Genomic DNA, 12,559 nt, shown 5'->3' on the forward strand with positions numbered 1-12,559 from the left:
TTGGCGGACAAGGTGTTGACGACCACCCTAGACGGCCTGTGGGTACTACAGGTCCTCACCGGGATCGAAGTCGTGGCACCTGAGCTGAGCCTGCGCCCGCACCTGCCCAGCGTTGAACCCAAACAGGTGGCGTTGACGCACCCAGTGATCGTCGAGTTGCGCGCGTGGGGCGTCGTCAACGAGTCAGGTGACGTCGACGCCACCGTACTGGAGTGGCTGACGGTGCTGTCCCGTCGCGACGTTGCGGTGCTGGTCCACCTGAGCCGCCCGGGCCAGGCCGCAACAAGGCGGGCGCTGCTGGCCAGGTACGCCACGTGGTGGGTGGTCATCGAGCGAGCGGGCGAACTGATTCACCTGCACGGAGCCGGGATCGCTGCCGCCGAGGGGCCGGCCAACGTGGTAATCGCGACCGAGATCGAGCGGCTCTGCGGGTCGCGGCCGGCGGCACCGCTGCGCCCGGTCACCCTGGACGCCTCGGCCGTGCGTGCCGCAGCGGCCAGCCCGCAGGCGCTGCGCGCCCTGCTGGCGCGGCACCGGCTCGAGACGGACCAGCGAAGGATCTTGCGGTGGGTTGCCGACGAGCAGCGCGCCGCGCAGGCCGCCATCGTCGCGATCCAATACGGGGCGGCCACCGACCGGCCGGCGCGGGCGCACATCGACCAGGGCGCGGTGACGATCATCGACACTGAAGAAGGGCGACTGGTTGTCGAGCAGCTGACATATGCCGGCCGGGTGTGGCTGGTCGTGGGCCCGGGCACGAACAACGCCATCGCATCCGCAGTGGCAGGCATGCTGCGGCGGCTGCCCGCGGGACAGGAGTGGTATGCCCATCGAAAAGCTGTCTAGCCAAAAGCACGGTGTTAGCATCTGCACCGTGACTAATCCGTGGAAAGCGCCCGCAGATTTGTCGGAGCAGAGCGGCCCGGTCTGGAGCGAATCGCCCGTCACGCGTCCTGGACAAACGGAATCGGTCTCCGAGACAGTGCGCATTTCCGATATGGTCGCACCGCGGAAAATTCCACCGAATTCCGGATGGCGCAAGTTAATTTATGCGGCCTCATTTCACGCAATAAATCCCGGTGAATCTCCGAGGGAGCGGCACTTTCGTGAGCTGCAGGCCCGCATACGGCGCCACATCCGCAAGCAGTACGTCATCGGGGTGGTCTCCGGCAAGGGCGGCGTCGGCAAGACCACCATGACCGCCTGCATCGGCGCGGTATTTCGCGAGTGCCGCCCGGAGAACGTCGTCGCAATCGACGCCGCGCCCGGTTTCGGAACATTGGCCGGCCGCATCGACGAGGCCCCGCCCGGCGATTACTCCGACGTGCTGAATGACACCGATGTCCAAGGCTATGCCGATATTCGGGAACACCTGGGGCAGAACAGCCTCGGATTGGATGTGCTGGCCGGCAACCGGGTCTCCGACCAACCTCGGCCGCTGGTTCCGGCGATGTTCACCGGGGTGCTGTCGCGGCTGCGACGCACACACAACGTCATCGTCGTCGACACCTCCGACGACCTCGAACACCCGGTGATGAAGGCGGTGTTCGACGCGTGCGACACCATTGTTTTCGTGTCCGGCCTAACTGCGGATACCTCGTTGCCGGTAACACGTTCAATCGATTTATTGCGGTCGATGGGTTATCACGAACTCGTGTCCCGAAGCATGATCATTCTCAATGACAGCCGCAACAAATACGATAACAACGCCAGACTTTATCTCACGGAGCGTTTTGCACAATCCGGAGCTAGCGTCGAATTCATGCCGTACGATCCGCATCTTGCAAAAGGCGGCATCATTGATACACAACACGAAGTGAAAAAGAAAACACGGTTGCGGCTATTTGAGATCACCGCCGCGCTGGCCGACAAATACACCCCGGAAGCGGACAGGCCGCATTAATGGCCAAGGTGTCGTTTCCGGCACGCTGCGCGGTCGCGGTGGTGTACGGCGAGCACCTTATTTCGCAGGTGTATCCGGCGGCGGTACCGATCGAGATGTTCATCGACAACCTCGTCGAGCTGTTCAGCGACGAGCTCAAACGCCGCGGTATGAGCGGCCTGCAAACCGGCGTGGGCTACGAACTGCACAAGGCCAACGGCACTCGCCTGGATGTGCGCAAGACCCTCGATGAACTGGGCATCGAGGACGGAGCAACCCTGGTTCTGGTCCCGGCGACGCCAGGGGATTCTTTTGAACCGCAGTACGAGTCGCTGTCGACGGGACTGGCGCGGATCGGCAGGAAATTGTTCGAACCGGTCACTGCCGCCACCGCGGCACACGTCGCGCTGGTGATCCTGGCGATGGTTGCCGCGACGCTGATCGCCCTGGGCGTACGCGCTCGTGCGGCGACGGACTCGGCTCAGCCCGCCGTTGCCGTCGGCGTGCTCGGCCTGGTGATGGTGGCCGGCGCGGCCGCCATTTGGCTGTGGTGGCCGGATCGACGGGATCTGCTCGACGGATTCGCGTGGATCGCGGTGCCGCTGCTGGCGGTGGGAGCGGGGGCCGCAGCGCCCGGGCAGCTCGGCTCGGCGCACCTGTTCATTGCCAGTCTCGCCCTGGCCCTGCTGGCCTGGGGCATCGCCGCGCTGACACGGCGTCGTCTCAGCGTGGCTGCTGCCGTGGTGACGTTGTGCGCGGTGGGCGGCGCGGTCGCCGCCGCCCGCATGTGGCGACCAATTCCTGCCCAATGGCTGGGCATGTGCACGCTGATCGCATTGCTGGTGATCTTGACGCTGGCACCGACGATCGCGTTGTGGGTCGCGCGGATCCGGCCGCCGCACTTCGGCTCGATCACCGGCCGTGACCTGTTCAGTCGCGCGGACGGGCTGCCAGCCGATACCGTCGCCCCGGTGCCGAGCGGCGGCGAAGACGAATCGAACCCGGACAGCACGCCGTCCGGAGAACAGATCGCCGCGGCGGCGGTGCGCGCCAACCGGGTGCTCACCGGTATCTGTGTGGGTGCGGCGCTCGCACTACCGGCCGGTGTGTGGGCGACGCTGATGCCCGGACGGGCCCGCAGTGTGCCCGCCGCGGTGCTGGCCGGGCTGTTCGTGCTCATCTTCATCAGCCGTGGGCGGGCTTTCACCGACAAGCGCCAGGCCGTTGCGCTGGTCTGCGGCGCGGCGGCGGCGACATGTGTGTGCGTCGCCAAATACGTCGTGCACCAGCCGGCGGATTCGGCCGACTCGGTGCTGTGGGCGGCGTTGGCGCTGGCGGCGTTCGGCGGGTGCGGTCTGGCCGCGGCGCTGCTGGTCCCGGTCACCCGGTTTACCCCGCTGGTGCGGATGCTCACCGAATGGCTCGAGTTGGCGGCAATCACCGCGGCATTGCCGTTGGCCGCCTGGATCGGTGGGTTGTTCACCTGGGTACGCATGCGATGACGCCGCGCCGGACCCTCTCGATTGCGGCGGCGACCGCCCTGACCGCGCTGTGCACGAATCTGCCTGCTGCTCAATCTATTCCGCCACCAAGCGTCGACCCGAGCCGAGTGCCTGCCGACGATGCGCCCGGCCCGGACCAGCCGATGCGGCAAAGCAACGCGTGCGCGCGCACAACCACCGTCGCCGACCCGGATGTGACCGTCACCGCGCCCGGATTCACCATGCTCAACGTCAGCAAGGCCTGGGAGTACTCGACCGGCAACGGTGTGCCGGTGGCGGTGATCGACACCGGAGTCAATCCGAGCGGACGGCTGCCGGTCGTCGCCGGCGGCGACTACATCATGGGCGGCGACGGGCTGATGGATTGCGACGCACACGGGACCATCGTGGCATCGGTGATTGGCGCTGCGCCCCAGGGCATTCCGATGCCCGCACCCATGCCGGTCAGCGCAGCGTTCGCGGCCCCGGCCGGGCCGGCGCGCGCCGAGTCCGCGCCACCGCCACCGATCGACGCCCCGGCGCCGGCCGCGCCGGCGCCACCTCCGCCGGCGGTGACGATCACCCAAACCGAACCGGCCGAACCGCCACCGCCGCCGCCGGATGAACCCTCCAACGGCCCGGGCGTACCGGCACTCGACCAGCCGGAAGATCCCGAGGTGCCACCCCCGGAACCGGGCACGCCCGACGGCGTCGTCGGGGTAGCCCCGCACGCGGTGCTCATCTCCATCCGGCAGTCTTCCCGCGCCTACGAGCCCGAGCATCCGCGCGCCGGCGATGCGGAGGCCAGCCGAAAGGCCGGCACCATCGCCACGCTGGCCAAAGCGATCGTGCATGCGGCCAACATGGGCGCCAAAGTCATCAACATCAGCGTCACCTCGTGCGTCTCAGCGGCCGACCCACTGGATCAGAGTGCGCTGGGCGCCGCGGTCTGGTACGCGGCCACCATCAAGGACGCGGTAATCGTCGCGGCGGCGGGTAACGACGGGGAGGAGTCCTGCGCGCAGAATCCCTCCTTCGACCCATTGGATCCCGCTGACCCACGCGACTGGCATCAGGTCAAGACGGTCTCGTCGCCGTCCTGGTTCTCCGACTATGTGCTGTCGGTGGGCGCGGTCGACAATGCGGGCGCGCCGATCAGCAGGAGTCTCGCCGGTCCCTGGGTGGCCGCGGCAGCACCCGGTGTCGGGATCATGGGACTGTCCCCGCAAACTGGTACGCCCGCCAACGCGTATCCGCCGGTGCGCCCGGGCGAACGAACGATGCCGTTTTGGGGGACCAGCTTTTCGGCGGCCTACGTCAGCGGAGTCGCTGCACTGGTGCGGGCCAAGTACCCGGAATTGTCCGCGCACCAGGTCATCAACCGGATCCTGGCGACCGCGCATAACCCGCCGCGCGGAGTCGACAATCAGGTGGGCTACGGGGTAGTCGATCCGGTGGCCGCGTTGACCTTCGATGTGCCTGCCGGAGAACGGGTTCCGCCGGGCGCACAGAGTCGTGTGGTACAGCCCGCCGCGCCGCCGCCCGGACCTGATCACCGGGCCCGGACGGTCGCACTGGTATTCGCCGGTGTCGTGCTTGGTGTCGCGGTGATTGCCTTGTCCGTCGCTCGCGCCCGGCGCACCAGATGAACGTCACCAAGCTCGCCACCATCGCCGGTGTCCTGGCGGCCACCTCGATTGGCTGGGCTATCGGTGGATATCCGGGTGCGGCAATCGGTTTGGTATTCGGGATCGCCGTCGGTGTGGTGCACTGGCGACGCAGGCCGGCGTGGTCCTGGGTGGCGCTGTGGCTCAGGCAAGGTCGGGCGCAATCCTGGACGGAGCCGGTGACGGTCGCCAACGACGGCGCCGGGGGAGGGGTCCGGTATCAGGACGGCGTCGCGACGGCCGCGGTGCAGTTGCTCGGCAAGGCGCACACGCCAACGCTGTTCACCGGGTCGGCGTCGACGCACACCGACAACACGCTCGACATCTGGAATCTGCGGCCCCTGCTTCAGCAAAGTCTCGGTCTGACAATCGATTCGCTCAGTGTGGTCAGTGCCGGGTCGCGGCGACGCAGCGTCGGCGACTATCCACGGGTCTACGACACGCTGATCGGCACCCCGCCCTACGCCGGGCGACGGGAAACCTGGCTTGTCGTGCGGGTCGCGGCCATGCGCAACGCCGAGGCCCTGCAGTGGCGCGCCTCGATCGGCACGGCGACGCTGGCGGCCGCGCAGCGGATCAGTAATGCCATGCGCCAGCAGGGGATTTGCGCCAGAGTCGCCACGGCCACCGACATCGTCGAGTTGGAACGACGGCTGGGCCGGTCCGCCCTCGAAGGGCATAATCAACGCTGGAACTCGGTGCGCAGTGACGTCGGCTGGCTGACTACCTACTCCTACCACCCGCGCGACATCAGCTCGGACACGCTGGCGCAAGGATGGACGGTGCGCGCCGACGGGATCATCCAAAACATCACGCTATTCCACGACGGCACCGCCACGGCCACGATCACGGTGCGTGACGCCCAACCGCCCGCGGCCCCGCCCAGCGTGCTGTTGCGCACACTGCCGGGCGAGCAGGCCGACGCCGCGGCCGCCAATCTGTGCGGTCCCACGCCGACGCTGGTTGGCCTACGCCGCGGTGCCATGTCGAGCCCACTGACTATTCCGATCGGCCCGTCGGGGGTTCTGCTCGGCAAGGTGGTGGCCGGCAACCGGCTCGCGTTGCCGCTGGACGACCCCGGTGATTTCAGCCGGGTGCACATCGCCGCGGAAGACAGTCTGGCCAAACGGATCGTGATCCGGATGGCCGGCGCGGGCGAGCGTGTCACCGTCCACACCCGAAACCTACAGCGCTGGGCCAGTGTTCGAATGCCCGATATCGCCGTGGTCGATCAACCCAGACCAGTCCCGGGCACCACTGTCAGCGTCGTCGACGGCACGGTCGCACCGGCGCCGCGGCCGAATACGTTGGTTTCGGTCGGCGAACCTGGCGAGCGGTACCGACGGAACGTCGACGTCGCCATCACCCAGGTTGGTCCGGCGACGGTGGAGGTGCGGGCGGCCGGGCAGGTGTACACGGTGGAGATCGAGTTGTTCCGCGCCGAGAACCGTTACGTATCCTCACTGCGTAGCATCCCGACCTCGTCCGAGCTCGAACACGTGGACTAGCCGATGAGCAGCAGCACGTCGATTGTCGCCGCCCGCAAGCGGTTCGATCAGGCGATGGCGCTGCTCGACGTCAGCCCGCCGGATCTGGACGGCGCCCAAAGCCGGTTCCGGGAGGCGACCGAGATCGATCCATCGATGGCCGACGCATGGCTTGGCCGGGTCGCCACCGGTGACGATTCGCTGTCGACGCTGCAGGAGCTCTATGCCTACGGCGCCCGGCTGCACCGGGAGACCAACCGGCTCGGAACGCAACTGTCCGCACCGATCAAAGCCGGGCCCTACCTGTCGCTGTCGGTGACCGAGGCGTCACACGCCGGCCTGGCGCTGGCCAGCGCCCTCATCGACGACGGCCAGTATGAGAAAGCCGCTGCGCTGCTGGGTGATTCGGCGTTGCTGGACTCCTGGGAAAACCACCAGTGGCGCCAACACATACGGGCCTATCTGATGTTCGCCACACAGCGCTGGCCCGACGTGATCTCGGTCGCCACCGCCGATCTGCCGCCGCAGGCAGTCATCATGGCAGCGGTTACCGCGGCCACCAACACGCTGGCCGCTCATGCGGCCGCCCACCTGGGCCAGCCGCTGGTCGCCTTGGACTGGACGAACCGAATCGAGCTGCGCGCCGGGCACAGCGGCCCGGCCGAATCGCGTCGCCACCAGCTCACCGACAGCGCGGTCGCAGCGATCGACCCGAACGAGTTTCCTTTGATCGCAGCCGATCTGGCCTATGTACGGGGGATGGCCCACCGGCTGCTCGGCGAGCAGGACAACGCCCAAGTCTGGTTGTCCAAGGCCACCGTCAACGGTGCGCTCATCGAGCCCGCGAAAAAGGCGCTGGCCGATCCAGAGCTGCAACTGGTCGTGACCGACGAGGAAACCATCAACACCCGCACCGACAAATGGGACGTCACGACCGAGCAATCCGATCAGCAGCGCCGCGAAACCGAAGACATCCAGCGCCGCGAGGCACTGCTGGCCGAGGGCCGGGCATTGCTGGAAAGCCAGGTGGGCTTGGCCGAGGTCAAGCAGGCGGTGGCCGAGCTGGAAGACCAAATCGAGGTTCGCGGTTTGCGGCTGGCTGCCGGTTTGCCGGTGGCCAGTCAGACCAACCACGTGCTGTTGGTGGGCCCGCCCGGTACCGGGAAGACCACCACGGCGCAGGCCCTCGGCAAGATCTACGCGGGGCTGGGCATCGTGCGCCATCCCGAGATCATCGAGGTCAAGCGCTCGGACTTCTGCGGCGAATACATCGGGGCGTCGGGGCCGAAGACCAACGAGCTGATCAACCGGTCCCTGGGCCGCATCCTGTTCATGGACGAGTTCTACTCACTGGTGGAACGTCATCAGGACGGCACGCCGGACATGATCGGGATGGAGGCGGTCAACCAATTGCTCGTCGCGCTGGAGGTGCACCGCTTCGACTTCTGCTTCATCGGGGCCGGGTACGAGCAACAAGTCGACGAATTCCTCGCTGTCAACCCGGGTTTGGCCGGCCGCTTCAACCGAAAGCTGCGGTTTGCGTCGTACACGCCGGACGAACTGGTCGAAATCGCGGTGCGTTACGGTGAGCCGCGCGCGACGGTCCTGGAACCGGCTGCGCGCGAGGCGCTGAACATCGCGTGCAAGACGCTGCGGGCGTACCGGGCGCCCGACGGCAGTCACGGCATCGACGTCATGCAGAACGGCCGGTTTGCCCGCAACGTTGTCGAACGTGCGGAGCGACTGCGAGATTCACGGGTGGCGGCCCAGCACCGCGCCGCCCGTGGCTCGGTGACCGTGGCCGACCTGGAGACGCTGCGCACGCAAGACATCACCAAGGCGGTCATCGATGCGTGCGCGGAAAAGCATGTGCCCATCGCGTTTTAGGAAACCGCCGCTTACTACACCGCGTCGAATCGGAACACCGTCATCCGGCCCGCCAGCGCCTCGAACTCGTCGGGCGTGCCGTCGCGCACCATCCCGGAACGTTTCGCGAACGCCACCCCGACAGGAACTTTGATCGGGAATTCGCGCAGCACGGGACGGGCCTGGGCGGCAGTCAACTCGACAATCCTGACGCGGCGTGACTTGCGTCCGCGGCTGAGAACGCCGGCGCCGGCCGCCCGCGCGTTCGCAGCCCAATCGGCACCCGGATAGCCGGCCACCACGTACAGGTCGCCGTTGAATTCGAACGGTGTCATCGGCGTGCGGCGCGGCTGGCCGGATTTGCGTCCGGGCACCGTCAGCACCATCGCCGGGCCGGTCGGGATGCCCAGCTTCTGAATGGCCATCATCACCTTGTTCATCGGTTTGAGGTAACGCGGGGGACGTGGATCTGACATCGTTTTGCCTCCTTGGTCGTTTCGCGGCGACTTGCTTGCGGGGTTACGTCGTGAACGCGTCGCGATGCGCGGCAACCCACTGTGCGAATGTGACCGCAGGGCGCCCGAGGATCTTCTCGACTTCGTTGGTGACAAGCGCCGGTTTGTCGATCGTTTCAGCGAGAAAGGCGATGTAGGCGTCAGCGAATCCGGTGCCCAAACCGATACGGATGAACTGCTGGCGCACCAGGTCCGTTGGCATCTCACGGTAAGCCAGCGGGCGGTCCAAAACTGTGCCGATGATTGCCACCAGCTCGGAATTGGTGAACGCCTGCGGGCCAGTGAGCATAATCTTGCGGTCGTCGAGCTCGTCGGTTAGCAAGGCCCGCGCCGCAACGGCCGCGATGTCGCTGTCGACGATTGGGGCGGTCGACGCCACCGCGCTCGGACCGCCGACCACATCACCGGCACGAATCTGCGGGGCCCACATGCCGATGAAATTCGACGCGAATACCCCTGGCCGCAGGCTCACCCAGGGCAGGCCGGAGTCGATCGCGGTTTGTTCGACTTCTTTGTTGCGGTCCCCCCGAAACCGCGATGGTTGGCGCGCGAAGTCGTCGTCGGCGTTGAGCGCGGACAACGCCACCAGCTTGCTGACGCCGCAGCGCTGCGCCCGGTTGACCACTTGGGTGAGTTGATTACCGAGCGCCCGGGAGTTCAGAAATACCGCCGAGGCGCCTTCGAGCGCGTCGACGGCCGAGTCGACCGCCTCGACACCGGCGGGGAACGCGGTGTTGGCCGGCGCGCGGGTGACCGCCCGTACCCGGCAGCCGGCTGCGGCTAATGCATCGACAAGGGGCCGTCCGACATTGCCGGTGGCTCCGGTGACAACGATCGTCATGGTGCGTTCCTTCATGCGTTTGTTGACGTGCTTTTCACCAAGGACGAGGCGCAGCGTGGGAAAGTTACAACCGAAATGCGTAACTTTTCCGGCCGCCAAATCGTCGTCGATATATGACCGAACCCCAGTCAGATCAGGTCACCGAGGCCTGGCGGCGGCATCGCCCGTATCTGGTCAATCTCGCTTACCAGATGCTGGGAGACGTTGGTGATGCCGAAGACGTTGCGCAAGAAGCGTTTCTGCGACTTTCCCGCGCCGACATCAACGAGATCGACGACGTCCGCGGCTGGCTGACCGTGGTAGCCGGCCGGCTGTGTTTAGACCAGGTACGTTCAGCGCGGGCCCGTCATGAGCGTCCCGAAGACCTTGGCCCGGACGCGGCCGCCGTCAACCAATCCCGGCGTCCCGACCCGGCCGATCGAGTGACGCTCGACGACGAGATCCGCACGGCGCTACTGGAAATCCTGCGCCGACTCAGTCCCGGGGAGCGGGTGTCATTCGTGTTGCACGACGTGTTCGGGGTTCCGTTCGACGCCATCGCCGAAACCGTGGGCCGTCCGGTCGGCACCTGCCGGCAGCTGGCCCGACGTGCGCGGGCGAAATTCAGTGCCGGGCGTCCGAAGCTGAACGAGGTGCCCTCCGCGGAGCATCAGCTCGTCACCGAGAAGTTCATCACCGCTTGCGCCAACGGCGATTTGCAGGGGCTGGCCGCGGTACTGGATCCCACCGTTTGGGGGATTGGGACGCAACTCGTCGACCCCGCCCCGCCGCCGCAGGTCAACCACGGCCCACGCGACGTCGCCACGAACCTGCTGCGCTATCTGGGCCCGGGCGTGACATTGGTGAGCGGGCCGGCCGGACAACCGGTGGTGCTGGCTTTCGCCAAGCGGCAGCTGTTCGCCGTCATCGTGCTGAGCATCGGTGCCGGTCTGATCACCAAGATCGAGGCCACCGCGGACCCGGTGGCGCGCGCTCGGGCATTCTGAGCGGATGCGATATGTACGCGAAGAAACGGTGAACGCCCCCGCCGAGCGGGTGTGGCAGCTGCTGGCCGACGTGGAACGCTGGCCCGACTGGACGGAGTCGATGCGCGAAATCAAGCGCCTCGACGATGGCCCGCTGGCGGTGGGCAGCCAGGCCCGGGTGACGCAGCCGATCGGACCTCCGACGGTGTGGACGGTCACCGAACTCGAGCCGCTGCGTAACTTCACCTGGGTGGCCCGCCGGCCCGGCCTGTCCTTCGAAGCCGTGCACTTGATCGAGGACACCGGCGGACAGGTGCGCACCCGGCTGGAGTTCGCCGCGTCGGGTCCGATGGCGTGGCTGGCCCGTCTGATCGGAGGATCGCGGGTCCGCTCCTATGTCGACATGGAAAGCGCCGGGCTCAAGCGGACCGCCGAGGCCGGCTGACGGTCCTAGCGGGCGCGGCGCTCACGCACGCTGTCGGGCTGTGACGCGAAGAACCCGGCGACCGCGGCGGCGATCTCCAAAAACTTGCGCCGGGCGGCGGGCGTCATTTCCCGGCTGACGTCGATGACACCGCCGGGCCGTAGGTGCGGGTCGAATGGCACTTCGACCACCAGTTGCCCGCGGTCGAGGAATTGGTGCGCCAGCACGGACCGTGTGCGCTTGTCGGCATGGCCGTCGGAGTCGTTGAGCACCAGGATGCTGCGGCGCAGCAGATCGCTGCGCCCGTGCGCCGACAACCACTCCATGGTTTGCGCGGCTGCCGAGGCTCCATCGGCCCACGGCGACGACACCACGATCAGCGCGTCCAGGTCGCTCAGCGCCTCCTGGGTGACCGGGGCGTCCATCGTCGAACCACAGTCGATGATCGAAATGGTGAAATGCCGGTCCAGCCGCAACGTCGCTTCCCGGTAGATAGCCGGATCCAGCACTCGGCGCGGTCCGGCCGGCGGTTCTCCGGCCAGGACATACAAGCCGGCGGAATTGCTGCCCACACGTGCACTGACGTCGGCGAACGATTGGATGTTCTTGTCCGCGGTCAGCTCCCAATACGAACCGCTGGTTCGCGGATCGATCCTGCTGCCCAGCCGGCCGAACGCGGTATCGGCGTCGATGGCCACCACCCGGTCCTGGCGGCGCAGCTCGGCGAAGATCGAGCCGACACATGCGGCGACGGTGGTCTTGCCGACACCGCCCTTGCCGAGCACCCCGACTTTGTAGTTGCCGTGCAGGGTGGACCTGATGATGCTCTCGAATTCGGCTTCCCTGCGTTCGCTTGCGGACGGGCCCGGATTCACCAGACCGAAGGTCGCCTTGTACACCAGTTGTCGCCACCCGCGGCCGGGGACCGGGCGTCCGCGCGGCGCCGATATCGACGCGATGTCGATGTCCGACCAGCGATCCCGCTGCGGCATGCCAGGAGGCCGCGGTGGGGGGCGTAGCGGCGACGGCGCGGGCGGGGTGTGCTGCCGGACCGGCTGAAGCTGTTGAGGCTGATGTTGCTGAGGCGGATGCGACGGGTGAGGCTGTCCGGATTGCGGGTGCGCGCCGGGTGCAACAGGTGGTGCATGGCGCAGGCGGTCCCGCAGGAAGTCGTCACGCTCGCTCATGGCTCCTCAGCTCATATCCGGCCGAAAAATGTCGGCATGGAATCAGTATCGGTCACCAACACACTTGACAAGTAGGAGCCACCGGCGACCCCGGCTGTGCAAACTCGACCCTGCCCTGACCCGGACGGCACCCGACCGGCAGTCGAAGTCATTTGAGGCTTCGGCAATGGTCCCGGCAATAGCCCTGCCATGACTTATGGTGACCTTCATCACCGGGCACACCCCGCCTCGTGGCGGCCGGCAG

General features: G+C 67.0%; 11 protein-coding genes. 8 read left to right on the forward strand and 3 right to left on the reverse strand.

Annotation, left to right across the window (positions count from 1 at the left end; genetic code table 11):
• Positions 1–12: 12 nt before the first annotated feature.
• Genes MSP7336_RS05740 through eccA form a run of 6 tightly spaced genes read left to right on the forward strand, consistent with a single transcriptional unit; the run spans position 13 to position 8,404 of the window.
• Positions 13–846: an ESX secretion-associated protein EspG gene (locus MSP7336_RS05740; RefSeq protein ID WP_069394295.1), complete on the forward strand. Its 834-nt coding sequence runs from the start codon at positions 13–15 to the stop codon at positions 844–846.
• Positions 824–1,903 (forward strand): MinD/ParA family ATP-binding protein, encoded by a 1,080-nt coding sequence (locus MSP7336_RS05745; protein WP_181786580.1) that lies wholly within the window; start codon positions 824–826, stop codon positions 1,901–1,903. Before MSP7336_RS05740 ends, MSP7336_RS05745 begins: the two co-directional genes overlap by 23 nt.
• Positions 1,903–3,384, forward strand: coding sequence for a type VII secretion integral membrane protein EccD (gene eccD, locus MSP7336_RS05750; protein ID WP_084226253.1), 1,482 nt, complete (start codon positions 1,903–1,905; stop codon positions 3,382–3,384). Before MSP7336_RS05745 ends, eccD begins: the two co-directional genes overlap by 1 nt.
• A complete protein-coding gene (gene mycP, locus MSP7336_RS05755; RefSeq protein WP_113963247.1) occupies positions 3,381–5,012 on the forward strand; it encodes a type VII secretion-associated serine protease mycosin in 1,632 nt (543 codons plus the stop codon). Before eccD ends, mycP begins: the two co-directional genes overlap by 4 nt.
• Complete coding sequence (eccE, locus tag MSP7336_RS05760) at positions 5,009–6,538, forward strand: type VII secretion protein EccE (RefSeq protein ID WP_113963248.1); 1,530 nt, start codon at positions 5,009–5,011, stop codon at positions 6,536–6,538. The genes mycP and eccE overlap by 4 nt, the downstream gene beginning before the upstream one ends.
• A gap of 3 nt (positions 6,539–6,541) precedes the next feature.
• Entirely contained in the window at positions 6,542–8,404 is a 1,863-nt protein-coding gene (gene eccA / locus MSP7336_RS05765; RefSeq protein ID WP_113963249.1) for a type VII secretion AAA-ATPase EccA, read from the forward strand.
• A gap of 14 nt (positions 8,405–8,418) precedes the next feature.
• Here the strand turns inward: eccA and MSP7336_RS05770 are convergent, their stop codons facing one another.
• Together MSP7336_RS05770 and MSP7336_RS05775 are read right to left on the reverse strand one after the other, a co-directional pair.
• Positions 8,419–8,859 carry a nitroreductase family deazaflavin-dependent oxidoreductase gene (locus MSP7336_RS05770; RefSeq protein WP_113963250.1) on the reverse strand — a complete coding sequence of 147 codons (441 nt, stop codon included), beginning with the start codon at positions 8,857–8,859 and terminating at the stop codon, positions 8,419–8,421.
• Positions 8,860–8,902: 43 nt separating this feature from the next.
• On the reverse strand, positions 8,903–9,739 hold the full coding sequence (locus tag MSP7336_RS05775) for an NmrA family NAD(P)-binding protein (protein ID WP_113964785.1): 837 nt from the start codon (positions 9,737–9,739) through the stop codon (positions 8,903–8,905).
• A gap of 113 nt (positions 9,740–9,852) precedes the next feature.
• Between MSP7336_RS05775 and sigI the strand changes: the two genes are divergently transcribed.
• A complete protein-coding gene (sigI, locus tag MSP7336_RS05780) occupies positions 9,853–10,725 on the forward strand; it encodes an RNA polymerase sigma factor SigI (RefSeq protein ID WP_069394016.1) in 873 nt (290 codons plus the stop codon).
• 4 nt (positions 10,726–10,729) lie between these two features.
• A complete protein-coding gene (locus MSP7336_RS05785) occupies positions 10,730–11,149 on the forward strand; it encodes an SRPBCC family protein (RefSeq protein WP_113963251.1) in 420 nt (139 codons plus the stop codon).
• 5 nt (positions 11,150–11,154) lie between these two features.
• Here the strand turns inward: MSP7336_RS05785 and MSP7336_RS05790 are convergent, their stop codons facing one another.
• Positions 11,155–12,315, reverse strand: coding sequence for a MinD/ParA family ATP-binding protein (locus tag MSP7336_RS05790; protein ID WP_113963252.1), 1,161 nt, complete (start codon positions 12,313–12,315; stop codon positions 11,155–11,157).
• Between the last annotated feature and the right edge of the window lie 244 nt (positions 12,316–12,559).

Origin of the sequence: Mycobacterium shimoidei (assembly GCF_900417275.1) — a bacterium.
Taxonomy (GTDB): Bacteria; Actinomycetota; Actinomycetes; order Mycobacteriales; family Mycobacteriaceae; genus Mycobacterium; species Mycobacterium shimoidei.